26 protein-coding genes are annotated in these 26,085 nt (G+C 73.1%); 10 read left to right on the top strand and 16 right to left on the bottom strand.

Annotated features, from left to right (window positions below; genetic code table 11):
• Positions 1–49: 49 nt before the first annotated feature.
• The 3 genes from ABT041_RS11405 to ABT041_RS11395 form a co-directional block, all read right to left on the bottom strand.
• Complete coding sequence (locus ABT041_RS11405) at positions 50–1,438, bottom strand: FAD-binding oxidoreductase (RefSeq protein ID WP_351182674.1); 1,389 nt, start codon at positions 1,436–1,438, stop codon at positions 50–52.
• 96 nt (positions 1,439–1,534) lie between these two features.
• On the bottom strand, positions 1,535–2,992 hold the full coding sequence (locus ABT041_RS11400) for a multicopper oxidase family protein (RefSeq protein WP_351182672.1): 1,458 nt from the start codon (positions 2,990–2,992) through the stop codon (positions 1,535–1,537).
• Between the two features lie 226 nt (positions 2,993–3,218).
• Positions 3,219–3,653, bottom strand: coding sequence for a hypothetical protein (locus ABT041_RS11395; protein WP_351182670.1), 435 nt, complete (start codon positions 3,651–3,653; stop codon positions 3,219–3,221).
• Between the two features lie 150 nt (positions 3,654–3,803).
• On the opposite strand from ABT041_RS11395, the gene ABT041_RS11390 reads away from it, so the two are divergent.
• On the top strand, positions 3,804–5,069 hold the full coding sequence (locus tag ABT041_RS11390; RefSeq protein ID WP_351182668.1) for a sensor histidine kinase: 1,266 nt from the start codon (positions 3,804–3,806) through the stop codon (positions 5,067–5,069).
• Complete coding sequence (locus ABT041_RS11385) at positions 5,054–5,701, top strand: response regulator transcription factor (RefSeq protein WP_351182666.1); 648 nt, start codon at positions 5,054–5,056, stop codon at positions 5,699–5,701. Before ABT041_RS11390 ends, ABT041_RS11385 begins: the two co-directional genes overlap by 16 nt.
• 7 nt (positions 5,702–5,708) lie before the next feature.
• On the opposite strand, the gene ABT041_RS11380 is transcribed toward ABT041_RS11385, so the two are convergent.
• From ABT041_RS11380 to ABT041_RS11370, 3 genes are all read right to left on the bottom strand, one after another.
• Complete coding sequence (locus tag ABT041_RS11380; RefSeq protein ID WP_351182664.1) at positions 5,709–6,071, bottom strand: DUF952 domain-containing protein; 363 nt, start codon at positions 6,069–6,071, stop codon at positions 5,709–5,711.
• A 70-nt stretch (positions 6,072–6,141) separates the two neighbouring features.
• Entirely contained in the window at positions 6,142–7,083 is a 942-nt protein-coding gene (locus ABT041_RS11375) for a LysR family transcriptional regulator (RefSeq protein ID WP_351182662.1), read from the bottom strand.
• Between the two features lie 22 nt (positions 7,084–7,105).
• A complete protein-coding gene (locus tag ABT041_RS11370; RefSeq protein WP_351182660.1) occupies positions 7,106–8,077 on the bottom strand; it encodes a GlxA family transcriptional regulator in 972 nt (323 codons plus the stop codon).
• A gap of 88 nt (positions 8,078–8,165) precedes the next feature.
• On the opposite strand from ABT041_RS11370, the gene ABT041_RS11365 reads away from it, so the two are divergent.
• Complete coding sequence (locus ABT041_RS11365) at positions 8,166–9,113, top strand: NADP-dependent oxidoreductase (RefSeq protein WP_351182743.1); 948 nt, start codon at positions 8,166–8,168, stop codon at positions 9,111–9,113.
• Positions 9,114–9,116: 3 nt separating this feature from the next.
• Here ABT041_RS11365 and ABT041_RS11360 read toward each other — a convergent pair whose 3' ends face one another.
• A complete protein-coding gene (locus ABT041_RS11360; RefSeq protein WP_351182658.1) occupies positions 9,117–9,890 on the bottom strand; it encodes a methyltransferase domain-containing protein in 774 nt (257 codons plus the stop codon).
• A gap of 64 nt (positions 9,891–9,954) precedes the next feature.
• Between ABT041_RS11360 and ABT041_RS11355 the strand changes: the two genes are divergently transcribed.
• Together ABT041_RS11355 and ABT041_RS11350 are read left to right on the top strand one after the other, a co-directional pair.
• Positions 9,955–10,359, top strand: coding sequence for a MerR family transcriptional regulator (locus tag ABT041_RS11355; RefSeq protein WP_351182656.1), 405 nt, complete (start codon positions 9,955–9,957; stop codon positions 10,357–10,359).
• A 108-nt stretch (positions 10,360–10,467) separates the two neighbouring features.
• Positions 10,468–10,767, top strand: a complete 300-nt coding sequence (locus tag ABT041_RS11350; protein WP_351182654.1) for a dsRBD fold-containing protein — start codon at positions 10,468–10,470, stop codon at positions 10,765–10,767.
• Between the two features lie 132 nt (positions 10,768–10,899).
• Here ABT041_RS11350 and ABT041_RS11345 read toward each other — a convergent pair whose 3' ends face one another.
• The gene (locus tag ABT041_RS11345) at positions 10,900–11,517 is read right to left on the bottom strand and encodes a CBS domain-containing protein (protein WP_351182652.1); all 618 of its coding nucleotides are present in this window, start codon (positions 11,515–11,517) and stop codon (positions 10,900–10,902) included.
• Between the two features lie 152 nt (positions 11,518–11,669).
• On the opposite strand from ABT041_RS11345, the gene ABT041_RS11340 reads away from it, so the two are divergent.
• The gene (locus ABT041_RS11340) at positions 11,670–12,923 is read left to right on the top strand and encodes a YncE family protein (RefSeq protein WP_351182650.1); all 1,254 of its coding nucleotides are present in this window, start codon (positions 11,670–11,672) and stop codon (positions 12,921–12,923) included.
• 68 nt (positions 12,924–12,991) lie between these two features.
• On the opposite strand, the gene ABT041_RS11335 is transcribed toward ABT041_RS11340, so the two are convergent.
• The 5 genes from ABT041_RS11335 to ABT041_RS11315 form a co-directional block, all read right to left on the bottom strand.
• A complete protein-coding gene (locus ABT041_RS11335; RefSeq protein ID WP_351182648.1) occupies positions 12,992–15,061 on the bottom strand; it encodes a galactose-binding domain-containing protein in 2,070 nt (689 codons plus the stop codon).
• A 140-nt stretch (positions 15,062–15,201) separates the two neighbouring features.
• Entirely contained in the window at positions 15,202–15,795 is a 594-nt protein-coding gene (locus tag ABT041_RS11330) for a TetR/AcrR family transcriptional regulator (protein WP_351182646.1), read from the bottom strand.
• 97 nt (positions 15,796–15,892) lie between these two features.
• Positions 15,893–16,552: a hypothetical protein gene (locus ABT041_RS11325; protein WP_351182644.1), complete on the bottom strand. Its 660-nt coding sequence runs from the start codon at positions 16,550–16,552 to the stop codon at positions 15,893–15,895.
• A gap of 278 nt (positions 16,553–16,830) precedes the next feature.
• Positions 16,831–17,511 carry a GntR family transcriptional regulator gene (locus ABT041_RS11320; RefSeq protein WP_351182642.1) on the bottom strand — a complete coding sequence of 227 codons (681 nt, stop codon included), beginning with the start codon at positions 17,509–17,511 and terminating at the stop codon, positions 16,831–16,833.
• Between the two features lie 67 nt (positions 17,512–17,578).
• Complete coding sequence (locus ABT041_RS11315) at positions 17,579–18,760, bottom strand: CaiB/BaiF CoA transferase family protein (RefSeq protein WP_351182640.1); 1,182 nt, start codon at positions 18,758–18,760, stop codon at positions 17,579–17,581.
• 155 nt (positions 18,761–18,915) lie between these two features.
• Here ABT041_RS11315 and ABT041_RS11310 point away from each other — a divergent pair, with 155 nt between their 5' ends.
• Entirely contained in the window at positions 18,916–20,097 is a 1,182-nt protein-coding gene (locus ABT041_RS11310; RefSeq protein ID WP_351182638.1) for an acyl-CoA dehydrogenase family protein, read from the top strand.
• Positions 20,098–20,200: 103 nt separating this feature from the next.
• Here the strand turns inward: ABT041_RS11310 and ABT041_RS11305 are convergent, their stop codons facing one another.
• The gene (locus ABT041_RS11305; RefSeq protein ID WP_351182636.1) at positions 20,201–20,704 is read right to left on the bottom strand and encodes an FBP domain-containing protein; all 504 of its coding nucleotides are present in this window, start codon (positions 20,702–20,704) and stop codon (positions 20,201–20,203) included.
• A 60-nt stretch (positions 20,705–20,764) separates the two neighbouring features.
• The gene (gene yczR, locus ABT041_RS11300) at positions 20,765–22,234 is read right to left on the bottom strand and encodes a MocR-like transcription factor YczR (RefSeq protein WP_351182634.1); all 1,470 of its coding nucleotides are present in this window, start codon (positions 22,232–22,234) and stop codon (positions 20,765–20,767) included.
• Positions 22,235–22,356: 122 nt separating this feature from the next.
• On the opposite strand from yczR, the gene ABT041_RS11295 reads away from it, so the two are divergent.
• Both ABT041_RS11295 and ABT041_RS11290 read left to right on the top strand, forming a co-directional pair.
• On the top strand, positions 22,357–22,539 hold the full coding sequence (locus tag ABT041_RS11295) for a hypothetical protein (RefSeq protein ID WP_351182632.1): 183 nt from the start codon (positions 22,357–22,359) through the stop codon (positions 22,537–22,539).
• A complete protein-coding gene (locus tag ABT041_RS11290) occupies positions 22,536–23,078 on the top strand; it encodes a universal stress protein (protein ID WP_351182630.1) in 543 nt (180 codons plus the stop codon). The genes ABT041_RS11295 and ABT041_RS11290 overlap by 4 nt, the downstream gene beginning before the upstream one ends.
• 22 nt (positions 23,079–23,100) lie before the next feature.
• Here ABT041_RS11290 and ABT041_RS11285 read toward each other — a convergent pair whose 3' ends face one another.
• Positions 23,101–24,549, bottom strand: a complete 1,449-nt coding sequence (locus ABT041_RS11285; protein WP_351182628.1) for a DUF6777 domain-containing protein — start codon at positions 24,547–24,549, stop codon at positions 23,101–23,103.
• A gap of 93 nt (positions 24,550–24,642) precedes the next feature.
• On the opposite strand from ABT041_RS11285, the gene ABT041_RS11280 reads away from it, so the two are divergent.
• Positions 24,643–25,983 carry a streptophobe family protein gene (locus ABT041_RS11280; RefSeq protein WP_502976435.1) on the top strand — a complete coding sequence of 447 codons (1,341 nt, stop codon included), beginning with the start codon at positions 24,643–24,645 and terminating at the stop codon, positions 25,981–25,983.
• Positions 25,984–26,085 lie beyond the last annotated feature (102 nt).

Below are 26,085 nucleotides of genomic sequence, written 5' to 3'. Positions count from 1 at the left end.
ATGACACCGTCCGGGGCCCGTAGGATCCCCGCTGAGCGTCAAAGGCCCGTCAAGAGTCCGCCGGGGCGATGTTCTGGTTGTGGCGGAAGACGTTGTCCGGGTCGTACGTCCGCTTGACCTGGGCCAACCGGTCGTAGTGTCCGCGGTAGGTGGCCCTGACCCGGTCCTGCCCCTCGTCCGCGCCCATGAAGTTGACGTATCCGGCGCCCATCGAGTGCGGGTGCAGGGCCTCCCAGTAGTCCACCGCCCAGGTGCGGATGGCGTCCGCCTCGGACGGTTCGGAGCTGATCCCGCCGATCACGCCGGACCAGATCGCGTCCCGATAGGCCCAGGCGGAGTCCATGGGGCCCACGCGGTGCGCCGCCGCGTCGACGGGGTAGAGGTGCATCGTCGACAGCTCGGTCGGGATGTTCTCCAGGAAGGTGCGGTGCACGTCGATCGAGTCCTCCGTGATGCGGTCGAAGAAGTCACCGCGCCAGTACCACTGGAGACCCTTCGGGATCAGTTCGTCGAACATCGACTGGAGCGCCGGGTACGGGATCGGCGTCGCGAAGTGGAAGGCGGGCGGGGCCGGGTCGCCGACCGGGGCGAACGCCTTGTTCAGGCTCTCCTCGTCCGTCGGGCCCGTGCTGCACCACACCACGCCGCACATCTTCTTGTGGTGGATCTCCTCCGGGAACGGCGGCCCGGGCGCGACCGTCAGCGTGGCGAAGAAGCCGTTCAGGTCCTCCGGCGCCGCCGGCAGGAACTCCCGGTACCAGCGCAGTACGGCCCCGATGTGCTCCGGGTCCCACAGGGTGACGCCGAGGCCGACGTTGTCCACCGGATGCAGGGCGTACGTGAACGCCGTCGCCACACCGAAGTTGCCGCCGCCGCCGCGCAACGCCCAGAAGAGGTCCGGGTGTTCGTCCGCCGAGGCGGTGACGACCGAGCCGTCCGCGAGGACCACGTCCGCCGCGAGGAGGTTGTCGATGGTCAGCCCGTACGCGCGGGTCAGATGCCCGTGCCCGCCGCCCAGGGTCAGCCCGCCGACCCCCGTCGTCGACATGATCCCGGCGGGGGTCGCGAGCCCGAAGCCGTGCGCCTCGTGGTCCAGGTCCCCGAGCTGGCTCCCGCCGCCCACCAGGGCCGTCCGCCCCACGGGGTCCACCCGTACATAGCGGATGCGCGACAGGTCGATCATCAGCGAGCCGTCGGTCAGGCACAGGCCGCCGCCGCTGTGGCCGCCGCCGCGCACCGTCAGCTCCATGCCGCTGTCGCGGGCGTACCGCAGCGCCGCCCGTACGTCCGCGGTGTCCGCGCACCGCGCGATGACGGCCGGCCGGCGGTCGATCATCGCGTTGTAGATGCGGCGGGCCTCGTCGTACCCCTCGTCCTGCGGGCCGATCACCTCACCGCGCAACGCCTCGCGCAGGGTCTCCACCGCCGTGCCGCCCATGGCCACTCCTTCAGGGCACCCCTGACTGTCCGGCCGCGCTACCCCTTCAGTCTCCCTCCGTCACCCGGGCACCGCGAGCCCGGCCGGGGGAGCCCCTCACCGGACCCGGAAGGTGGCCATCATGCCCATGGCCGAGTGATCGAGCATGTGGCAGTGGTACACGTAGTCGCCCCGGAAGGCGTCGAAGGTCACGTGCAGTTTCACCGTCTCGCCCGGCATCACCCGGACCGTGTCCTTCAGCCCCGCCTCGGTCGGCCCGGCGGGCTTCCCGCCGCGCTCCAGGACGCGGAACTGAACCAGGTGCAGATGGAAGTTGTGCGCGGCGCGCTTGTTGGCGTTGGTGACGTTCCAGATCTCGGACGACCCGAAGGCGACGGTGGTGTCGATGCGATCGGGGTCGAACATCCGGCCGTTGACGAACCCCCGCGGATCGGGCCGCCCGTCCTCGTCCATGCTGAGCTCGATGTCGCGGGTGACGGCGGCCCTGGCCAGGGCGGCGGCGGGCGGCAGCTCGCGCAGGACCTTCGGGACGCTGCTGTGGTCCTCGGCGGTGCGCACGACGTCGAAGCGGAGCACCTTGCCGACCTGCTCGGGCTTGCCGGGGCCGCTGTTGGTGAGCACCAGCTTCGTGCCGACGGGATGGCGCGAGAAGTCGACGACGACGTCGGCGCGTTCGCCGGGGGAGAGGGTGAGGACGGGTACGGCGACGGGGCGTTCGAGCAGTCCGCCGTCCGACCCTATCTGCGTGAGCGGGGTGCCGTCGGACAGGCTCAGCGCGAAGAGCCGCAGATTGGAGCCGTTGAGCAGGCGGAAGCGGTACTTGCGTGCCGCGACCTGGAAGTACGGGGTGGGCCTGCCGTTGGCGAGGATGGTGGTGCGGTTCCGGTCGGCCATCGTGTAGACCAGCTGCCCGTTCTCGTCGAAGCGGGCGTCCCGGATCGTGATGGGCACGTCGTACCGGCCCTTGGGCAGCGGCAGGCTCTGTTCGAGGTCGTCGGTGAGCAGATAGCTGCCGGTGAGGCCGCGGTAGACGTGCTCGGCCTCCATGTGGTGGGCGTGGTCGTGGAACCAGAGCGAGGCGTGCGGCTGCCGGTTGGTGTAGACGTACGTCCGCGAGTCGCCGGGGGCGAAGACGTCCATCGGGTTGCCGTCGGAGGAGGGCGGGACGCTCGCACCGTGCAGATGGACGGAGACGGGCATGTCGAGGCCGTTGCGGTGGCGGACGAGGACCCGGCGCCCGGAGCGGGCGTGGATGACGGGCCCCGGGAAGTGCCCGTCGTAGGTGAGGACGTCGGTGGCCCTGCCCGGGAGGATGTGGGCCTTGGCCGCGCGGATGGTCAGCTCGTAGAGGTCCACACCGCCCGTCGAGGCGAGGGGCCGCAGTACGGGCGGTACCGGCATGGCCGTGGAGAAGGCGGGCGGCACGGGGTCGGGTGCGCGGTGGGGACCGGCCTGCGCCGCGTGCGCTTCGCCCCCGGCGAAGGTGCCGGGGGCGAGGAGCGGCAGACCTGCGGCGGCGACGGCGCCGCCGAGCACACTGCGACGGGTGATCATCGGCTTCCTCCCGGTGGTGGGCGGCGAGTGACGCCGGGCTGGTGGCTTCCGGCGGGCCGGCCGACACGCTGTGATCCAGGTCTAACCGAGAGCGAGGAGAAGCGCACACGGCGGCGGTGCTTCCGTGGCCCGTCGCGGGTCGTCGCAGGTCGGCCCGTCCGGCGCGGCGTCTGGCGCGCGGCCCGTTCGGGCCGGCGCCGGACCCCGTACTCCGTGCGGGGAGGCCTCACCGTGCGAAGGCGCTGCGCAGGGCCGGGCCGCGGGTGAGGAGGGCGAGGCGGATCACGGGCAGCACGCAGACGGTCTGCATCACGGCGTACCACGGCGGGCAGACGCCCGGGATCAGGTCGACGCCGATGATCGCGGGCGGCAGGACGACGGCCAGGGTCCGCACCCGGTCGAAGGCCCGCCGGGATCCCCGTGAGGCGGACACGGTCAGCCGGTGGACGAGGACGGCGACCAGCGGCAGCAGGACGGCCCGTACCCACATGAAGGTGTTGACCTGGTGACCGCTGCCCGCCACCACGGCGACCGCGAGGAGGGAGAGCGCGGAGAGCGCGCCGAAGATCTTGACGCTCGTCGTGGCCGTGGCGAAGGCTCGCCGGGTGAGGGCGCTGCCGAGCGGGGCGGCGGTGGACGGGGTGTTCGGGTTGGTTTCCATGCCCAGGACACTGCCGGGCGGCCGGTGGGGCGGGTATCCGTCTGGGCGCACGAGGGGGTGGGGCCGGCCACACTCCTTCGCCGACCGGGGGAGCGCGGGGGTGCGTCCGGTGCAGAGTGGACGCACCGGACGGACGACGAAGGCGGAGGCATGAGGCAGCTGGGTACGTGGGCGGCTCGGGTCGGCGTGGGGTTCTCCAGGGCGTGCGCCGTGGCGGCCGTCGGCATGCTGATCCCCGCCGTGTGGGCCGCCGCGACCGCACTGGGCGTCCGCTGGGGACCTGGCAACCCCTGGTCGTGGCTCGCCCCGGTCGTGCTCGTGGTCGTGGGCACGCTGGCCCTGTCCCGGCCCGTCTGCCGGACCGTCCGTCACCTCGTCGCCCGGTGGACCGGCACCGTCGTCCCCGCCGGCTACCGGCAGGCCCCGCCGGTCACGCGGATGGCGACCGGCTACTGGTGGAACGGCTTCGGGTACGAACGCACCCGCCGCGACGCCCTCATGGACCAGAAGTGGCGCATCCGGTGGAAGGACCCGGCCAACCTGCGCGACCTGCGGTTCACGGCGGTCCTGCCGCTCACCGCGGGCCTCGTCGCCTGCCTGCCGCCGGCCGGGGCGGCCGCGGCCGTCCTCGGTCTCGGGCTCGACGCCTGGGGGACCCCAGGACGTCTCGCCGGAGCGCTCGGCCTGCTGACGGCCGTCGCCGTCTCCCCGTACGCCTGGCGTCCGATCGAGCCGGTCGCCGTGCGCTTCCTGCGCCCCTCGTCCGCGATGGCACTCGCCGAGCGCGTGGAGGAACTGATCGCCCAGCGCGCCGATGTGACGAACGTTCAGGCGGCGGAGATCCGCCGCATCGAGCGGGACCTGCACGACGGGGCACAGGCCCGTCTGGTGGGTCTCGGGCTCTCCCTCGCGACGGCGGAGAAGCTGATGGAGACCGATCCCGAGCGGGCGAAGGCACTCATGAAGGAGGCACGGGCGGGCGCCACCGCCTCCCTGACCGAACTCCGGGAACTGGTCAGGGGCATCAACCCGCCCGTCCTGAGCGACCGCGGCCTGGTCGACGCCCTCCGCGCGCTCGCCCTGGACAGCCCGCTCGACGTCACCGTCGAAGCGGACCTCCCGCACCGCCCGGACCCGCCCGTCGAATCGGCCCTGTACTTCGCCGTCGCCGAACTCCTGAGCAACGCGGTCAAGCACGCCGGGGCGACCCGCGTCCGGATCTCCCTCGCCCGGCGCGAGACCGGCATCCGGATCGAGGTCGAGGACGACGGCCACGGCGGAGCACGTGTCAGGGACGGCGGCGGGCTCGCCGGACTGCGCCGCCGGCTCGCCGTCTTCGACGGCACCCTGGAGATCGACAGCCCGGCGGGCGGCCCGACCCGCGCGACCCTGGAGGTGCCATGCGCATCGTCGTAGCCGAAGACCTGTACCTGTTGCGCGACGGGATGGTCCGGCTCATCGAGGCCTACGGCCACGAGGTGGTGGCGACGGCGGCCACCGGACCCGAGACGCTCCAGGCGCTGCGCACGTGGCGGCCCGATGTCGCCGTCGTCGACGTCCGCATGCCGCCCAGCCACACGGACGAGGGCCTGCGGGCGGCCATCGCCGCCCGCGCCGAACTGCCGGGACTGCCGGTCCTGATCCTCTCCCAGTACGTCGAGCAGCTCTACGCCCGGGAGTTGCTCGCCGACGGCTCGGGGGGCGTCGGCTACTTCCTCAAGGACAGCGTGTTCGACGCCGACCAGTTCATCGACGCCCTCGAACGCGTCGCGGCCGGCGGGACCGCGATGGACCCGGCCGTCATCGCCCGGCTGCTGTCCGGCGGGCCCTCGAACCGGCGCCTGGAGAAGCTCACCGCACGCGAGCACTCGGTGCTCGGCCTGATGGCCGAAGGACTCTCCAACCAGGTCATCGCCCAGCGCCTCTTCCTCAGCGAGAGCGCCATCGGGAAGTACACGACCTCCCTGTTCGGCAAGCTCGGCATCGTCGACGACGGCACCAACAACCGCCGTGTCCTCGCCGTCCTGGCCTACCTGAACAAGGACTGACGGCGGGTCAGCCGGTCTTCGCCAGCCCCGTCGCCCGGCCGTCGGCGTCCCAGGTGATCTCCAGGATCCCGTCGACGGCGGCACGGTCGATCGGCCCGAACACGTGCGGGAAGAGCGTCTCCCCGGAGACGCCGGGCGGCGGGGTCGGCGCGGCGGCCTCCCACTCCGTCCGCGCCGTGAGCCGGCCCTCGTCGAGGAGGAGCACCAGGAGCGGCCGGGGCGCGCCGCGGTAGAAGGCGTTGACGACGGCGAGCGTGGTGGGCTCGTCGGGGGAGCAGTGGACGAAACCCTCCTCGGCGAGGGAGGCGGGCGCGTACGGCTCCTCGGGCCGGGCGGACCATTCGGCGGACGTCACGACGTGGTAGATCATGTGCCGGTTATAGCAGGAGCCGCAGGCCGGCCCCGGGGGCACCAGGTGCGGGCCGGCGGGGGCCCCGGCGTCACCAGGAGCGTCCGGCCTCGATCAGTACGTCCCGTACGCGGGTGACGTGGGGGTTGTCGGGGCGGCCGGGGCGCTGGACGAGATAGCCGGTGTTGATGGGCGGGTCCTCCGGTTCGTGCAGCGGGACGAGCGCGCCGGAGGCCAGCTCGCTCTGGCAGAGATAGCGCGGCAGGACGCTGAACCCCGCTCCGGCGACGACCGCGGCGAGCACCCCGCGCAGATCCGGGACGGTCACGGCGGCGGGGGAGGACAGTCGCGTCCCGAACACGTGCCGCCAGTAGCGGCGGGCGATGGGCAGATCCTCGGCGTACGTGACCAGGGGGACGGGGTGCAGTGCCGCCGGTCCCTCCACGGCGAGGCGCTCCCTGACCCGCTCGGCCCAGACGGGTGCCGCGACCAGGACGAACTCCTCGTCGGTGAGCGGTACGGCGGTCAGCGCCCGCCCGCGCGGCCTGAAGGTGGCGATGACCAGGTCGTGCCGGCCCGCGCGCAGCTCGTCGAGCAGAGGCTCGGTCAGACCCGGGCTGACTCTCAGCCGCACGCCTTCGGCCGTCAGCGGGGCGAGGGCGGGCAGGACCCGCGTGCAGAGCAGCTCGGCGGGGCCCGCGAGATGCACGGGGGCGGTCCGCTCGTGGGGCGCGAGCTCGTGCCCGGCCGCGGCGGCGAGCGCGTCGAGCGGCCCGGCGACCCGGGCGGCGAGGTCGTGCGCGACGGTGGTCGGGGCCACGCCGCGGGGCAGCCGCTCGAACAGCTCGCGGCCGGTCTGCCGCTCCAGGGCGCGGATCTGGGTGGTCACCGTCGGCTGCGACAGACCGAGCAGCCCGGCGCCGGCGGTGAACGAGCCCGAGCGGTACACCGCCAGGAAGGTCCGCAGCAGGTTCAGGTCGGCCGGCGGCTGCGCCGCGCCGCCCGGCACGCCATCGGAATCCTTATGTCTCACGGATGCCAAGCCTACTCAGTCCCTATGGGAGGGTCGCGGCCCCGCCCCGGAAGGTCCGCCGGTAGGCGAGCGGGGAGACACCGATCGCCGCGTGGAGGTGCTGGCGCAGCGAGGTGCCGGTGGCGAAGCCGACCTGGCCGGCGATGTCGTCCACGGCGAGGTCGGTGGACTCCAGGAGATGCCGGGCGCGGGCCACCCGCTGCTGGATCAGCCAGCGGCCCGGGCTCATGCCGACCTCCTCGTTGAACCGGCGCGCGAAGGTCCGCAGGCTCATCCGGGCGTGGTCGGCGAGCGTGCTGAGCGCCAGCGGCTCGTGCAGGTTCTCCAGCGCCCACTGCCGGGTCGCCGAGGTGTCGTTGGCGGTCGTCTCCGGCACGGGCTGCTCGATGTACTGGGCCTGGCCGCCGTCCCGCCAGGGCGGCACGACGCACAGCCGGGCCACGAAGTTCGCGACGGCGGTGCCGTGGTCCTTCCGTACGAGGTGCAGGCAGGCGTCCACGCCGGACGCGGCGCCCGCCGAGGTCAGCACGTCGCCGTCGTCGACGAACAGCACGTCCGGGTCGAGCGCCACCTGCGGGAACCAGTCGCGGAAGACGGAGGCGAGGGCCCAGTGAGTGGTGGCGGGCCGGCCGTCCAGGAGCCCGGCGGCCGCGAGGACGAACGCGCCCGTGCAGATGGACACGATCCGTGCCCCGGCGGGCACCGAGGCCAGCGCCTCGGCGACCCCCGCGGGGAGCTCGCGGGAGAGGAGGGACATGTCGAAGGGCGGCAGGATCACGGTGTCGGCCGTGGCGAGCACCTCGGGGCCGTGCCCGACGGTCACCGAGAAGTCGGAGTTGGTACGGACGGGCCCGCCGTCCACCGAGCAGGTCAGGACCTCGTAGTGCTCGCCCACCGAGCCGAACACCCGGCTCGGAATGCCCAGTTCGAAGGCGTAGACCCCGTCCAGGGCGAGGACGGCGACACGATGACGGTCACCCGTGCCAGAACTCATGGCAGGATCCCTTCGAAAGATGGCATTCATGCCATGGTACGCGGGTCGGCCGGCGGCGAGTCTGGACGGCATGACGAATCAGCCCACCATGCGCGCCATCAGCCAGGACACCCTCGGCACCCCCGACGTCCTCAAGGAGGTCGTGGTCCCGCGGCCCACGCCCGGCCCCAGCCAGATCCTCGTCGCCGTCCGCGCGGCCGGTGTCAACCCGACCGACTGGAAGCACCGCTCCAGCCCCCTCTTCCTCGACCGCCTGCCCCTCGTCCTCGGCTGGGACGTCTCCGGCGTCGTCGAGTCCGTGGGCTTCGGCGTGACCCTGTTCAAGCCCGGCGACGAGGTCTTCGGGATGCTGCCCTACCCGTACGGCGTCGGCTCCCACGCCGAGTACGTGACCGGCCCGGCCCGCGCCTTCGCCCACAAGCCGGCCGGGCTCGACCACGTCCAGGCAGGCGCCCTGCCGCTCGCCGCCCTCACCGCGTACCAGGCCGTCGTCGACACCGCCCAGGTCCGCCCCGGCCAGCGGGTCCTGATCCACGCGGCCGCCGGCGGCGTCGGGCACCTCGCCGTCCAGATCGCCAAGGCCCGCGGCGCGTACGTCATCGGCACCGCGAGCGCCCCGAAGCACGAGTTCCTCCGCTCGCTCGGCGCCGACGAGGTGATCGACTACCGCACCACCGACTTCACCGAGGCCGTCCAGGACGTCGACGTGGTCGTCGACCCGCTGAGCGCCGACACACGCATCCGCTCCCTCGACGTCCTGCGCCCCGGCGGCATGCTCGTCTCCCTGCGGCCCGTCGACCCGGACGAGCCGGCGAGGGCGGCCGCGCGCGGCGTCCGCCTGGAGGCCCTCCTCGTCGAGGCCGACCACGCCGGCATGAACGCCGTCGCCGCCCTCGCGGCCTCCGGCGCCCTGCGCGCCCACATCGAGGCCGTCTTCCCCCTCGCCGAGGCCGCCAAGGCGCACGCCCTCGGAGAGACCGACCGCACGTCGGGCAAGATCGTCCTCACGGTGGACGGCGGACCGACGGGGGAGTGAGCCCTACGCCCTTGTGCCGGACGCGGTGAAGACGGGGATCGCCAGGAAGAAGCGGCCCCCGGCCGCCCGGGCGGTCTGGTCCGCCGTCCAGGCCGCCGCCTGCTCGGAGGTGATCGCCCCCGTCCGTACCGCCGACTCCGCGAGGCCGGTCGCCAGGGGGAGCCGACTGGCGTCGGTGAGGACGGCGGTGGACACCTCCACCGCCACGTCCTCGAAGCCGTGGTCCAGGAGCAGGCCGCGGAAGCGGCGCGCGACGCGCGGTCCGGTGACCAGGTCCGCGCGCGCGTGCACGATCCTCCGGGTCAGAACGCCGTCCCCGGCGTCGAGGACACAGGTGTCCCAGTCCTGCCCGCTGAGCACGGCCTGCCCGCCCGGCGCGAGGACCCGGCGCGCCTCCGCGAGCGCCGCCGCCGGATCGGGCAGCTCGTGCAGCACCTTGTCCGCGCGGTACGCGTCCCACGCGCCGTCCTCGTAGGGCAGCGCGGTCGCGTCCGCGACGGCGAACGCGTGGCCCGGGTGGCGCCGCCGGGCCTCGGCGATCATCTCCTCGTCCCGGTCGACACCGGCGGCGAGGGCCCCGAGCGCGCCGGCCTCGGCGACGGCGAGCCCCCCGCCGCAGCCCACGTCGAGCAGCCGGGTCCCCGCGGTCACCCCCAGGAGCTCGTACGAGCGGGCGCGCAGCGCGGCCGCTCCCGGGGCGCGGTCGACGGCGTCGAGGACGGCGAGCAGAGCAGGAAGGTGGTCGCGGCCCGAACCGGCCGCACGAGTGATGGACATGGCGACCACGCTCGTGGTTAATGCCGACATGAAGTCAAGCGGTACGCCTCCCACTCCTCCCACGATGAGCATCGGCGAAATAGCGGGCCGCTTCGGTCTCGCCACCCACGTGCTGCGGCACTGGGAGTCCGCCGGTCTCCTCGCGCCCGCACGTGACCCCCACGGCCGCCGCCGCTACGACGACAGCCACATCACCCGCGTCGCCGTCGTCCTGCGGGCCAAGGGGGCGGGCCTCGCCCTCGACGACATCCGCGAACTGCTGCGGGCCGGCGAGCCGGGGGTCCGGCGGCAGCGGCTCGAAGCGCACCGCGAGGAGCTCCGGCGCCGGGTGGCGGAGGTGCAGGCCTGTCTCGACCTCGTCGAATGCGCGCTGGGCTGCGCCCACGACGACCTCGCCGCCTGTCCCCGGTTGCGGGAGGTCGTCGCCGCGACCGGTACGAGCGAAGCTACTCGCTCGTACGGTCCGTGATCGGCGGCCTCTCCCCGCGCGTTCGCGTTCCCGCCGGTGGATCCTGGAGGTAAGGGAAGGGGCCGCGCCCCGGTGTTCGCGCGGCCCGGCGATGCGAGGAGGCGGACCATGAGCCGCACGCTGGAGTGGACGGTCGGCGTCGAGCTGACCGAGGACAGCGGCAGGACGAAGGCCGAGGCGACGCTGAGCACCGGCACCTCGACCCTCACGGGCCACGGCTCCGCGCGGTGCAACCCGGCGGACGTGGACGTGCCGGCGATCGGCGACGAACTCGCCGCGAGCCGGGCCATGAAGGACCTGGCCGGCAAGCTCATGCGGGAGGCCAACCGGGAGATGGAGGCGGTGGGCGCGGGGACCGTGCCCCAGCACACCGGCCCCGGCTACGGCTGGCCGGAGGCGGTCTCCTGACGGAACCGCCTCCCGCACCGGGAGCCCGACGGGCGGACGACGCGCCGCCGGGCTCCCGGCGCGTGCCCTGAGGGGTTCGGGGCCCGGGGGTGACGGGACCGGGGAGGGCCGCGCCGGGGCCGGAACGCCGGGCTACGGAGCCTCGCCCCCGGGAGCGCCGTCGTCCTCCCCGTACGCCATCCGGTCCACGACCTCCACCACCCCGTCCACCGTCTCGCACAGCCGCACCAGGATCGGGCCGAGGCCCGGGCGTTCCAGGGTGCCGCTCAGCGTCACCCGGCCCTCGTCGACGTCGATGTGCACGGTCGAGGGGGACAGGTGCAGGATCCGCACGATCACGTCCTCGCGGATCTCCTCCTGGATCGAGCGGTCCCTGCGCAGGAACAGCTGGAGCAGATCGCTGCGGCTGAGCACCCCGATCAGCCGGCCGTCCGCGTCCACGACCGGGAGCCGCTTCACCCGGTGCCGTTCCATCAGACGGGCCGCCTCGACGGCCGTCCAGGAGGGCCGGGCCGTCACGGCGGGGCTCGACATCATGGCCTCCGCCGAGCTCGGCCCGTCCTTCGCGGTGTGGCGCCGCAACAGGTCGGCCTCGGAGACCACGCCCACAGGGCGGTTCTCCTCGTCGACCACGGGGACCGCGGTGATCCCGTACTCGTCGAGGAGCCGCGCGATCTCCTTGAACGAGGTCCCCCGCTGCACCGCGACAGCGGTGGGCGTCATCAGGTCCGCGACACTGCGGTGCCTCATCGTCCGTTCCGTCCCTTCTGGGTGCCTGCGTCCATGATCCCGCACCCGGCGGAACACGTGGTGCGGCGGGGTGCGTCCCCAGGGCTTGTGGGCTTGACGTGACCATGGTTACCTCCGGTAAGTCGTCGTCGTGCCACGGAAGAAGGACCCCCATGCCCTCTCCCCGACCGTCCGGGACCCGCCGCTTCCTCGGAGCCCTCGCAGCCGCCCTCGTGCTCGTCACCACCTCGGGCGGCAGCGGCGCCTCCGCCGCCCCCGCCGGACTCCAGGAGGTGATGTTCGTCGGCAACAACTGGGACGGCACCGCCGACGTCATCTCCTCCCGCGGCGACTTCCACCGCCTCGGGCGCGTGAACGTCGTCCCGGACAAGGAGGAGCGCCTCCGCGAGATCTATCTGAACCCCGTCAAGCTCGCCTTCTTCCTCGGCGTCCGCAGCGGGCCGGGCGAGGGCCACGACCAGTTCGTCGACGACATGTACGCGACCCCCGACGGCTCCGCCATGGTCGTCTCCCGCCCCAGCTTCGCCGATGTCGTCTCCCTCGACCTGCGGACCGGACGGATCAACTGGCGCTTCCCCGTGGCCGGTTACCGCGCCGACCACATGGCCGTCTCGCCCGACGGCACCCGCGTCGCGGTCTCCGCCTCCACCGCGAACACCGTGCACGTGCTGGACGTCGCCACCGGACGCCAGGTCGGCTCCTTCAAGACCGGCGACAAGCCCCACGAGAACGTCTTCACCTCCGACGGCCTGCTCTGGAACATGTCGATCGGCGAGGTCACCACCGCGCTCGACGCCCCCTGGCTCGACTGGACCAAGGGCGACCGGAAGATCACCGTCGTCGACGCGCGCACCTTCGAGACCGTCCGCGTCATCGACATGCGCGACCGCCTCGACGCCTTCGGGCGCGGCGACCTCTCCGACGCCGTCCGCCCGCTCGTCTTCACCCCGGACGAGAAGAAGATCTACTTCCAGGTCTCCTTCTTCAACGGCTTCCTGGAGTACGACGTCGACTCCGACCGCATCACCCGCCTCAAGAACCTGCCCGGCAACCCGGCGACCGACCCTGACCGCACCACCTGGGTCAACGACTCGCGCCACCACGGCCTTTCGATCAGCCCCGACGGCGACAAGCTCTGCGTCGCAGGGACGATGGACGACTACGCCACGGTGGTCGACCGCGCCACCCTCGACCAGGGCCCGCTCGTCCCGGCCTCCAAGCCCTACTGGGCGACCGTGAGCGGCGACGGCAAGGCCTGCGTCATCTCCGAGAGCGGCGCCGACCGGGTCACCGCGATCGACTTCGCCACCGGGCAGCGGGTGGCCTCCGTCGACGTCGGCGACCACCCCCAGCGGGTCCGGCTCGCCCGCGTCCCCGCCGACTGGACCGGCCCCACGGCCGGCTGACACCCCGGACACGAAAGAAGGGGCTGTCGGATCCGCACCCGGATCCGACAGCCCCTTTCCCTGCGGGCTCAGGACCTGTTGACGGCCACTTCGTAGAGCGAGTAGCCCCAGTCCGTGGCCCGCTTCACCCCGTGCACGCGCACATAGCGCGCCGACTGCGAGTCGAACGTCGCCGTGTCGTAGCCGCCGTCACCCGCGTCCGTGGACCACGCGGTCCGCCAGGTCGTGCCGTCGTCCGACAGCTCGATCCGGTACGCGCGCGCGTAGGCCCGCTCCCAGTCGAGCGTGACCCGCCCGACCGGACGCACCGAGCCCAGGTCCACCTGGAGCCACTGGTCGTCCTTCCACTCGCTGGCCCAGCGGGTCCCCGTGTCGCCGTCGACCGTGAGCCCCGGCGAGAAGTTCACGAAGGGGTTCCACCACTCCGTGGTCGAGGCCGACGCCGGCCGCCCGGCGGCCAGGTTCACACCCGGCTCGTGGTCCTCGGTCTTCTTCCACGTCGTCAGGTACGACTCCGCTCCCCGCGACAGCTCGTCCACGACGCCCTGGCCGCCCGGGGTCAGCCGGATCTGCTCGATCCAGTCCGGTACGAGACCGTTGTGCGCGGCGCCGTCCGTGTTGAGGTCCCAGGTGCGCTCACCGGTGACCTGGCGGTCGAGGACCGAGCCCCCGTCGAAGCTGCGGAACGGGTACTTCACCGCGTTCGGGGCGTCCGCCCCGACCGGGCCCGGCCAGCCGCCGACCCCGTTCATGTCCGTGCCGTAGCCGAACCCGACCCCGTACTTCTTGCGCAGCTCCGCCTTCTGCGAGGCCTCGCCCACGAAGCCCTCGGCGCTGTGCATGTACGAGGCGGCGAACCCGCCGAGGCGGTAGAGCCGCTCGGTCCAGTCCAGGTCCATCCAGCTGTGGCTGGACAGGACGCCGGGGTACTCCTGCGCCTCCAGGATGTCGAGGGCCCGCCCCGCGGCCTTGACGCTCATGTGGTCCAGCTCCAGCATCATCCCGCGCTGGATCATGCCCTTCAGGGCGTACTCGCCGAGCCGCGTGAGACCCCGGGTGTTGCACTTCGCGTCGGAGGCGTACGAGGGGACGCTCACGCCGGCCGGCAGCTTCTCCGCCATCGCGGCGGGCGCGGCGGCCAGACCGATCGGGTTGTCGTGCTGCGGGCCCGCGCACTTCTCGGTGGCCCAGAAGGTGCCCGTCGAGAGGAACTGCCCGATGTTGACCGCCACGCCCGTCGTCCCGCTGTCGAAGCGGACGCCGCAGAGCGCGTTGTCGAACTTGTGGCAGAGGAACATGCTGCGCACGCCGAGCGCGTACAGCTCGTCGAGGCCCTTGTCGATGTCCTCCTGCCCGCACTGGGCGATGTCGAGGATCTGCTTGCAGCCGAAGGGTTCCGAGGTCTCCACGCCGAGGACGACGGCGAGCTTGCCCTCCTTGATCACCGAGCGGGCCTGGTCGGCGCTCGTGACGATCCGGAACCAGCCCTTGCCGGGACCGCCGTACATCCCGTCGATGTAGTCCTGCATCTCGTACGTCTTGCGGGCCTCGAGACGGATCGCGGTCATCTCGTCGCAGCTGCGGTCCCGGGGCAGGAGTGAGCAGATCAGACCGTTGGTCACCAGGTCGTTGACGAGCACCCGCTGTCCGCCGCGCCAGGCGCGCTCGACCCAGGCGTAGTAGTTCTGCTGGTGGCTCAGCGAGTTGTTGGCGGGCCAGTCCTTGAACGTGGGCCAGCCGACCGGGTCGTGCTTCCCGTTGTCACCGCCCGTGAGGTGCTCGAAGAGCGCACCCGAGCCGTCCGGGTAGTGCTCGGGACAGTCCTTGAGGGCGTCGGCGACACCCGCCGGCGAGAACGGCGCCCCGCAGATCATCCGGCCGCCGAAACCCTCGCTGGACATCAGGTGGTTGTGCGCGTCGACGAACCCGCGCACCTTGCCCTGCGCGTCGGTGCCCTTGAAGGGGGCGCCCGTGACGTTGATCTGGGAGTCGGGGGCGGGACGTGCGGTGGGTTCCCACCAGGAACCGGCGTCGGCCGCGGGGACCGGCCCCGCGCCGAAGACGACGGCGGCCAGGGCGATGAACAGCGAGACGAGGGCGAATCGCCCGCCCGCTCTGCGCGATGTTGGTCGATTCATGGTCAGCGATGCCTTCGGTCATGGGGGTGTACCGGGCTGGGCCGCCGCCTGTTTCTTGCGGTAACAGCGGCTCGGCCTGAGGATCGCGAGGATCGCCGAGTGAGTCAAGGGTCCGGGTCAAATGACCTGTTGATGAAGTGTCAGCCTCCGATCAGGGTGACCAGTTGTTCGGCCGTCGCGTCGAGCAGTGCCGCCGCGGTCCGCTCGTCGCCGAGCACCAGGTACTGCAGGGTCAGCCCGTCGATCATGGCCGCGAGCAGATGCGCGAGCAGGCCCACCGGCACCTTCGGCTCGACCCCGCACACCGCGCAGACCTGCTCGATCAGGGTGGTCCCCGAGGCGACGTACTGCTCGTACTGGGCCCGCGCCAGATGCTCGAACCCCTCCTCGCGCAGGGCGTACTGGGTGAGTTCGTACGTCAGCATGTGCTCGGCGGGATGGGCCGCGACATGGGCCCAGTACGTGCCGAGGGCGCCCCGCACCGTCTCGCGCAGGGTCGCCCGGGGCTCGACCGCGGACATGACGTGGGCGACGTAGGTGTCGGTGATCGACTCGATGGCGGCCTCCAGGAGCGCCTGCTTGGAGTCGAAGCAGTAGTGGAAGACGCTGAGGGAGACCTCCGCCTCGGCGCAGATCGAGCGGGTCGTGGTCCGGGCGACGCCGTCCCTGGTCATCGCCCTGATCGCCGCCTCGACCAACTGCCTGCGTCGTTCGGCCGACGGCATCCGCGCCATGGTTCCTCCTCGCGTCCGGCGCACAGGGTAACCGCAGCACCCCCGCGCCCCTCCTCTCGGCCGGTCCCGTCCGCGACGGGACCGGCCGAGAGGGCCGTCAGGGGGTGTACGGCGTGTCGCTGTGGTGGAGTTCGGTCAGGGTGGGCTCCGTCACGCGGTACACGGCGGAGCGGCGGATCGTCACGGCGGCCGAGGGCTCGGAGTCCCCGCGCGTCAGGTAGACGACGGTCGCCTGGCGCGGTGCCGGTGACGAGACGTCGATCGACTCCACGGGGGTGCGGTCGCCGAGCGAGGCGGCTGCCACGGGCACCGGGGAGCCGGAGTCGTTGCGCCAGGTGACGAGGCCGTAGAACTTGCCCGTGCCGCCGGTGGTGACCTTGACGGCCGCCACGGCGTCCTCGGCGGGGTCGCCCGTCATGTCCCCGATGCCGCACTGCGGCTGAAGCTCGATCACCACACCGTCGCCCTCCCAACGTCCGTCGGTGAAGGCGACCGTCCCGTCCGGGGCGTCGGGGAAACGGAAGGACGACGTCTGCAGCGGGGCGTTACGCAGCTGGTCACACGTCAGTGCGGCCGCCGAGGCGTCCTTGCCCGGCTGCGTCGGCTTCTTCGACGTCGTCGGCTTGGCCGATTCCTTGCCCTTGCCCTCGCCCTTCCCCGGAGCCTTCGAAGCGCCCGCGGACTTGTCGGGCGCGGGCTTCGCACCCGCTCCGTCGCCTCCCGTGTCCTGGCAGCCCACCGTGACCGATGCCAGCACCAGGGCAGTGACCAGCCACGTTCCGCGTGCTGTCCGGCTTCTCTTCCCGTTCACCGCAGGACCCCCTTGTGTCCGTTCGCGTCGTCCGTCCGCCGTCCGGCAGGTCCGAAGACGCGTCGTCCCGCAGCGCGGTTGCGGGTGCGGGGCAGCGAGGAGGGCAAGGCCATCGTGGCCTGTACTCGTCCCCGCGACGGGAGATGATAAGCCTTCCCGCGCTCCCGCCTCGTCGGCGAGCGGTCTGGCCGCGCAGGGTGTTTCCGGGTGCGTCCTCCGCGAGGTCAGTCTTCTTCCGGGTCCTTCACGTGAAGGACCTCGCGCAGCGCCGCCACCGCGTGGGCCCGGTGCTCGTCGAGCCAGCGGACGGTGGCCTCCTCGTCGCCGTGGCGGAGTGCGGAGATCACGGCGCGGTGCTCGCGTATGGCCTGCTTCCGGTGGGAGGGCTCGGTGTAGTAGAGGGAGCGGTACGCGTCGGTGGCGTCCCACAGGGTCGTGATGAGGCGGACCAGGCGCGGCATCCCGGACGCCTCGATCAGGGTGAAGTGGAAGAGCCGGTTCGCCGCCGCCATCGCGGCCACGTCCCCTTCGCCGGCGGCCCGTTCCACGTCCCGCTGGATCCGTTCGAGCGTGGCGACCGTGCCGTCCGGCATCCACCGCACGGCCATGCGGACCGCCTCGGTCTCCAGGAGCTCCCGGATCCGGTAGATCTCCTCCAGGTCGTCGAGGGAGAGCTCCGCGACGAAGTAGCCCCGGTGCACGTGATGGACCACCAGGCCCTCCGCCTCCAGGGCCTTCAGGGCCTCCCGGAGCGGCACCCGGCTCACCTCGAACCGGGCCGCCAGGGCCTCCTGACGGATCGGGCCGCCGGGTCTGAGCTCCCCGCTGGTGATGGCGCGCCGCAGTTCCTCCAGGACGAACTGCTGGGCGGTCTGCGGCCGCCGCTTCTGCACCGCGCTGCTCATCGCCTGTGACCTTCCGTTCCCTCGTGTCGCCTCCGGTTGACTTCCTCCGCCGGAGGCGACCATCTTCCTACGCGGGGCCGTTCGCCGCCGACCCCCTGTGGACAACTCCGCCCAGCTCCGACCGGACGCCGTCGGTGTGCTCGCCGAGGCGCGGGGGAGCGGTGCGGTACGCGGCCGGGGTGGCGTCGAGCCGGATCGGGTTGGCGACCTGCCCGGGACCGGCCGCGGACTCCGGGACGCGAGGGGCGAGCCCCAGCCGGTCGGCGAGCCCGAAGGCGGCCGCCAGGTCGTTGATCGGCCCGCAGGGCACACCGGCCGCGGTGAGCTCCTCGAACCAGCCGTCGGCGGTACGGGTGCCGAGCGGGCCGGCGAGGGCCTCGACCAGCTCCTCCCGGTGGGCCACCCGGGCCGTGTTCGTCGCGAAGCGCGGGTCCTCCGCGAGCTCCGGCCGTCCCAGCCGCCCGCACAGGGCCCCGAACTGCCGGTCGTTGCCGACGGCGAGGACCAGCGGCCGGTCCTGCGCCTCGAACACCTCGTACGGGGCGATGCTCGGGTGCCTGTTGCCCATCGCGCGCGGTACGACTCCGGCCCCGAGGTGGGCGGCGGCCTGGTTGGTGAGCGCCGAGAGGAGGGAGGTGAGCAGGGAGACCTCGACCCGCTGTCCCTCGCCGGTGCGCTCGCGGTGCCGCAGGGCGGCGAGGACGCCCATCCCCGCGTGGAGGCCCGTGATGACGTCGACCAGGGCGACCCCGGCCTTCGTGCCCTGCCCGTCCGGTTCGCCCGTCACACTCATGAGTCCGCCCATGGCCTGGACGAGCAGGTCGTAGCCCGGCAGCCGGGCGCCCTCGGCGGTGCCGAAGCCGGTCACCGAGCAGTAGACGAGCCCGGGGTTGCCCGCCTTCACGTCCTCGTACCCGAGGCCGAGCTTCTCCATCGTGCCCGGGCGGAAGTTCTCCACGAGGACGTCCGCGCGGTCCACGATCGCCCGGGCCGTGGCCAGGTCCTCGGGATCCGTGAGGTCGAGTGCCACGGAGCGCTTGTTCCGGTTCACGCCGAGGAAGTAGGTGGCCTCGCCGCCGGCGAACGGCGGGCCCCACGCGCGCGTGTCGTCCCCGGAGCCGGGCCGCTCGATCTTGATCACGTCCGCGCCCAGGTCGGCGAGGAGCATCGTCATGTACGGCCCGGCCAGCACCCGGCCGAAGTCGGCGACGACGATCCCGGACAGGGCGCCCGGTTGGTCTGCGCGCATGCGGCTTCCTCGCTCCCACTGGTGATACGAAGATTGGAGATTGGATCCAATCGGACCGTACGGGCCGGATCTCGGATTTTCAATACTGGATCCAATATTCGATCTGGGGCTACGCTTCGGCTCGCCGAGTTGCCACAGTCGCCAGGAGGCCGTCCGTGAAGTCGCCGTCCACTCCCGTCCACCCCTTCGACCTGCTCGCCGTCGACGGACTCCTGACCGACGAGGAGCGCGAGATCCGGAACACCGTGCGTGCCGTCGCCGACCGCGAGCTGCGGCCGCACGTCGCCGGCTGGTTCGAGAAGGGCGAGATCCCCGCCCGCGAGCTCGCCCGCACCCTCGGCGGGATCGGCGTGCTCGGCATGCACCTGGAGGGCTACGGCTGCGCGGGCACCAACTCCGTCGCGTACGGCCTCGCCTGTCTGGAGCTGGAGGCCGTCGACTCCGGACTGCGCTCCCTCGTCTCCGTACAGGGTTCGCTCGCCATGTACGCGATCTGGAAGTACGGCTCCGAGGAGCAGAAGCAGCGCTGGCTGCCGAAGATGGCGGCCGGCGAGTACATCGGCTGCTTCGGTCTCACCGAGCCGGACGCCGGATCGGACCCGGGCGCCATGCGGACCAACGCCAAGCGGGACGGGTCCGACTGGGTGCTCAACGGCACGAAGATGTGGATCACCAACGGCTCGGTGGCCAACGTCGCCGTCGTCTGGGCGCGGACCGAGGACGGCGTCCGCGGCTTCCTGGTCCCGGCCGGCACCCCCGGCTTCAGCGCCCCCGAGATCAAGATGAAGCTCTCGCTGCGGGCCAGCGTCACCAGCGAGCTGGTTTTCGAGGACGTCCGCCTCCCGGCCGACGCCATGCTGCCCGAGGCCCGCGGTCTGTCCGGCCCGCTCGGCTGCCTCAACGAGGCCCGCTTCGGCATCGTCTTCGGCGCGCTCGGCGCCGCCCGCGACTGCCTGGAGACGGCGATCTCCTACGCGAAGGACCGGGTCGTCTTCGCCCGTTCCCTCGCCTCCTACCAGCTGACCCAGCAGAAGCTCGCCGACATGTCCGTCGAGCTCGGCAAGGGCATGCTCCTCGCCCTCCACCTCGGGCGGCTCAAGGACGCGGGCGCGCTCACCCCCGAGCAGGTCAGCGTGGGCAAGCTGAACAACGTCCGCGAGGCGATCGCGATCGCCCGCGAGTGCCGCACGATCCTGGGCGCCAACGGCATCACCCTGGAGTACCCGGTGCTGCGCCACGCCAACAACCTGGAGTCGGTGCTGACCTACGAGGGCACCAGCGAGGTCCACTCCCTGGTCATCGGCAAGGCGCTCACCGGCGAGCAGGCCTTCCGCTGAACCGGGACGGCCTCCCGGTCGCTTGGGACCGGCGAGCCGTCCCGGTCCCACGGACCGGGCGAGCCGTCCCGGTCCCACGGAACCGGGACGCCGTCCCGGTTCCTCAGCCCGACGTCACGCGGCCGACGAACGCGTCCAGGTTGCCCGTCAGACGGGCGAGCTGTTCGTCGAGGGTGAGGGACTCCTCGTGGCGCCGGTGGCGCAGCTTCGGCTGCCGGCGGCCGCGCACGTAGAGGGAGCAGGCGAGGTCGGCGCAGACGTAGATCCCGACCGTGTTCCCCTCGCGGCCCCGGCTGCCGGCCAGCGGCGCCACCAGGAGAGTGACGCCCGAGGACGCGTGCGCGGTCAGACAGACCTGGCACATGCTCGACTTCACGGCGCTGGTCCGGCCCGTGGCCGGGACCCGCAGGCTCACCCCGAGCGGCCCCTCCTCGCGCGGCACGACCAGGTGCGCCCGCAGGGGCGCGCCCGGGTCGACCCAGCCAAGGAAGTCCAGGTCGTCCCAGGGGAGTTCGGCGAAGTCGAGGGGCAGCTTGAGCCGCGCCGCCTCGCCCTTGGTGCAGTTCACGAAGGACGAGCGGATCTGTTTCTCGGTCAGAGGTTCCACTCGGTGGACCGTACACGGATCCCCGGAGGCGGGCATCCGAATATGGACCCCCGGCGCCTTTCAGGCCACCCAGTCCGGCTGGGCCGGGTCGGCGACGTGTCCCGGGGCGCCGTCCAGGGCCGCAGCGAGCCGCTCCGCCGCCGGCTCGTAGGCGTCCACGGGCAGCGTGAACGGGATCCGCAGCCGGTGTTCGTGCGTGCCCGGGTCCACGCCGAACCGGGCACCGCCCTCCACCCGCACCCCGTGCCGCAGCGCCCGGGAGGCGAGGGCGGAGGCGACCGGCCGGCCCAGGTCGATCCAGAGGCACATCCCGCCCGGCGGCACCGTCCACCGCCACTCCGGCACATGGCGCGCCAGCGCGTCGGTCAGCGCGGCCCGGCGCTGCCGCAACTCGTCGAGCCGCCGGGGGAGGATCACGTCGAGGCGGTCGATCAGGGCGACGGCCACCAGCTGGTCCAGTACGGAACCGGACAGGTCGGCGGTGATCCGGACCCGGGCCAGCTCGGTCACGACCCGGGACGCGGCCCGCACCCAGCCGACCCGCAGCCCGCCCCAGCAGCTCTTGCTCAGCGAGCCCACGGAGACGAGCTGTTCCCCGTCGCCCCCGCCGACCGCCGCGGCGAACGGCGGCGGCGCGGGCACGTCCAGAGCCATGTCCGTCAGCGTCTCGTCGACCACCAGCCAGGTCCCGGTGGCACGCGCCGACCGGGCGAGTTGCCGGCGCTGCTCCGCCGGCATCAGCCGCCCGGTCGGGTTGTGGAAGTCGGGGATCAGATAGGCCAGACGCGGCGCGGTCTGCCGCAGTGCCGCGTCGACGAGCCCGCTGTCCCAGCCGGTCTCGGTCACCGGCACCGGCGTGATGCGGAGCATGCGTCCGCGCATCGCGTCGAGGGCGTTGGGGTACGAGGGGTTCTCGGCGAGCACCCGGTCGCCGGCCCGGCCGAGCAGCGTCAGGACCAGCGACACGGCCTGTTGCGCGCCGCTGGTGACGAGGATCTGCTCCGGGAGGGTCGGCAGGCCGCGGGCCGTGTAGCGCTCGGCGATCGAGGTGCGCAGCGCGGGCAGCCCGTACGGGTGGTAGCCCTGCGCCCCGGCGTAGCGGGGCAGCTCGGCGGCGGCAGCCGTGAGTGCGGCGGCCAGCTCCTCCTCCGGCGCGTGCGGCGCGGCGAGGGCCAGGTCGATCGTCGCGCCCGCGTCGTCGTGGAAGGCGCCGAGCACGGTGGGCGTCTGTCCGTCCGGCAGCGCGGTCCACGTACCGGCGCCGCGCCGGCTGTGCGCGTACCCGCTCTCCCGGAGCAGGTCGTACGCCCCGGTCACGGTGGTCCGGCTGACCATGAGGACCCCGGCGAGCTCCCGCTCGGCCGGCAGCCGCAGACGCAGCGCCACGCGGCCGTCGAGCAGCGCCTCCCGCACGGCCCGCGCGAGCTCCCGGTAGCCGAAGCGGCCCTCCGGGGGCGGGGTGAGGAGCGAGGCCAGCTGGCGGCCCGTCAGGGTCCGGTCCGCTGTATGGACCACGCGTGCCACTGCCATGCCAATCACTCCTCATTGGCTCTGCTGTCCGGGCCAATAAGGTTACAGACTCCTTCCCAGTGGCCTGGTGGCGCTGTTCTTCGGACGGCCTTCAGGCGTTCTTCGGGGAAAGGAGACGACCGATGTCCGGGCACTTCACCGACCGTGACGAGCGGATGTGGCAGCAGCGCGCTGAGGAGCGGGCGGCCCGCCCCGTGCCGATCGGAACCTGGTTCCGGGCGCTGCGCCGCCGGGCGGCACGCGCCCGCGTGGAGCGGGACGCCGCGACGCCCACGCCTCGCGCCCACGCCTGCGAACCGGCATGAGGGGTCCGCTGCCGCAGGGCGCGGGCCGGATCGTGGTCGGGGTGACCGGCTCGCTCACCTCGCTCGCCGCCCTGCGGTACGCGACCGGCCTCGCCCGCCGCGAGGGCAGGCCGCTGATCGCGGTGCTGGTCTGGGAACCCCCGGAAGGGGAAGGGCTGTTCGTCCGGATGCCCGACCGGGCCTGGGCGCGGCTCTGGGGCGAGGACGCCCGGCGGCGCCTGGAGGACGCGCTCGTCGACGCGCTCGGCGGAGTCCCCGAGGGCCTCGCCTTCGAGGGCCGGGTGGTCCGGGGTTCCCCCGCGTCGGCGCTGTGCGCGGTGGCCGACCGCCCGGGGGACCTGCTGGTCCTCGGCTCGGCTCCGGACCGGGGCCGGTTCGCCCGGTTCAGGCGGCGGCCGGTGCTGCGCGCGGTCCTGCGCCGCGCGACCGGGCCGGTGCTGACGGTGCCGGGCCCGGTCCTGTTCCCCGGCGAGGCCCGCGTCCTGCGGCGGAACGCCCGTACCCCCGTACCGGAGGCAAGGGCCACGTACGCGCCCTGAAGGGGCCGCGGTCACCGCACGATCAGACGACGGGCGCTGACCCGGGACCGGGCGCGGGGGTCGAGACCGAGACCGAGGAGGAGCGAGACGCCGGGACCGAGGACGACGGCACCTTCGACACCGGCGGGGAGAGCGGGGCCGCCGCCGACTGGTTCCGCCGGTCCGCCTGCTGGTCCGGCGGCAGGCTCGTGCCCCCCGCCGCACCGTCCGAGGCGGGCGCGCTCTCCGGGCTCGACGACTCCGGCGACGGCGACGAGGGGCCGGACGTGTCGGGCGGAGACTCGGGCGAGGACGTGGGCGCGGAGGGGGAGAGCGTCGAGAGGCACGGCGACGGGGTGATCCCGCCGCTCGGCGTCGGGGTCTCCGTGCCCGTCACCGTCACGCACGGCACCGGCGAGGACGGGGAGGTGGACGGGGGCGAGCTGGAGGTGGACGGCGGCACGAGGGTGGACGGGGAGGCGGTGGGCGGCGGGGGAGGCGGCGGGGCCGGCTTGTCGTGCTCGCCCGTGTCGCCGGGCTTCCGCGCGAACCAGCCGTCGGCCTCGGGGTCGTACACCACGAAGACGTTCACGACCGTCACCGAGGGCGCCACCACGACGACCTGCTGGGAGTTGAATCCCTGCCAGGGCGTGCCGGTCGTGCGCGGCGCCTTCTGCGCCACCGGGACGGACAGCGGATTGCCGCAGGCGCACCGCACCCGGGGCACGCCGTGGCCGTCCACCATGACCGCCGTCCCGGCCTGGAGCACCGCCTGGTAGGCGGTGGCCGCGCCGTCGCGGAAGCCGTGGTTCGTCACCCGGGTGTCCACCCGGAGCTGGAGCGGGGTCAGGGACCGGAGATAGCCGGGCACGTCGTCCGGCGAGACCCCGACGACGGTGGCGAAGGCCGTGTTCTTCGCGCGCTCCCCGGAGAGGAAGCGGATCTGCTGCTCGACGTCGCAGCTCGACACCGACTTCGTCCCGCCGTACAGACCCGGCGTCGACCCGGACATCTCGGGTACGGCCGTGGCGGTACGGGGCGGCAGCGAGGCCGGCGGGGCGGAACCGGCGTCGGCGCGTGCCGTCGACCGGGTGAAGGGGTCGGGACCGGTCGCGGCGGCGTTCTGCAGGAAGACCTCGCCGCCGCCGGAACCCGCCGTGTCGTTCTTGCCGTCGGGGCGGTTGGTGAGGACGACGGCCAGCGCCGCGGCCGCGACGAGTACGGCGGTGACCGAGGCGACCTTGGGGACGGAGCGCCACCAGGGGCGGCCACCGCCCTGCCCGCCACCGCCCGTCCCGTCACCGGTCGGCCCCCCGCCGCCAGGGCCGGAGCCGCCACCGGACGAACCGCCGCCCCCCGAACCGCCGTGGGGCGGTCCGGGCGGTGGCGGGGGGCCGGCGCTTCCCGGGCGTGTGCTCGGACCCGAGAGGGGGCCCGAGGGGGGACCTGTGGGGGGAACCGACGGAGGGCCGGACGGCGGGTGGGAAGTCACGTTTTTCCCTTTCTTCCGTTCCGCGCCCATTGTGTGCGCCGAACGGCGCCCGTCCGCAAGCGGAGGACACGACCCGGCACTAGCGTGGAGCGGGTGACGAGCAGTCGGATCCCCACCTCCGCGCGGTCACCCGCGCCCCCGACCGGGCCCTACGTCCGCGTCGCCCTCCAGGCCCTGGCCGCCGTGGTCGCCGGGTTCGTCGCGATGGGCGTCGTCGCCGGGCTCGGCCTCTGGGCCGCGGGCGCCGCCGACCTGCCCGGCGGCTTCACCGCCGTCCTCGCCGCGGTCGTCGTCATGGCCTCCGGCGGCAAGGTCGAACTCTCCGGTGACGCGGGCGCCCTCGCCGGCACCCAGGCCGAACTGACCGCCATGCCGCTCACCGTCACCCTGGTGGGCGCACTGGTCACCGGCTACTGCTTCCTGCGCCCCCTGCGGCACCACGCCGTGACCAGCACCCGCGCGCTCCTGCTCCGCGCCGCGAGCGTCGTCGTGCTCTGGCTGGCCGCGCTCGCGGGCACCTCGGCCCTCGCCCGCCACGACTTCCCGCTCACCCTCGGCGGCGGCACCTCCGAAGGGTCCCTCATGGACATCTTCGGCGAGCTCCTGGACGCAACGAACCCGACCGTCGGCTTCCGCACCGACCTCGGACCCACCCTCTTCTACGGGCTCCTGTGGATCCTGGGCGTGCTCGTCGTGGCCCTCCTCGTCTCCCGCAGGACCCCCCTGCCGCCCCGGCTCGTCCACTACCAGGAACCCGTCAGGCCGGCGGCCTTCGCGATGCTCCTGCTGCTCCTCGCGTACGTCGTCGTGGGACTGGTCATCGGGATCGTCGTCGCGGCGACCAAGGGCCACGCCGCGGAGACCCTCGCCGTGCTCCTCCTCGGCCTCCCCAACATCACCTGGCTCGCGCTCGGCGTGGGCATCGGCGGCTCCTGGCAGGGCAAGGCGGAAGGACCCTTCGGTCTGCCCATGCCGCAGATCCTCGACGCCGTCCTGCGGGGCGGGGGCGACAGCCCGGACCTCTCCACCGTCGACCTGTCCTCGCTCGCCGCGCAGGACGCGCGCGCGTGGTGGCTGCTGCCCGTCGCCGCCGTCCTGGTGCTCGCCGCCGCGTTCGTGGCGGCCGTCCGCTCCCCGGCCCGCATCTCCCTCTGGCAGCACTCGCTGCACCTGGGCATCGCCTTCGCGCTCACCATGCTGGTCGCCGCACCGCTCACCCTGGTCGAGGCCCGCTTCGGCCTCTCGGTCCTCGGCATCGGCGACCTCGACTCGCTCGGCGGCGAGGTGCTGCTCCGCCCGGACGTCTGGAAGACGACGGGCTTCGCGCTGCTCTGGGGCCTGGTCCTCGGCTTCCTCGGCGGCCTTCTCGCCTCCCGGGTCCACCGCAAGGGCGAGGTCGTCGACCAGGCCCGTGTCCCGCCGACCCGGCCGTGACGCCGCTCAGGAGCTACAGGTCGTACGACTGGCCGCGACCGGAACCACCAACCCTGACATCGCCGCGCATCTCCTGCTGAGCCCGCCCACCGTCGGGCAGTA

The organism is Streptomyces sp. NPDC002825 (assembly GCF_040295385.1).
Classification (GTDB): Bacteria; Actinomycetota; Actinomycetes; order Streptomycetales; family Streptomycetaceae; genus Streptomyces.
Note: the sequence above shows the minus strand (reverse complement) of the source record. Positions and strands in the feature narration are given on the sequence as shown.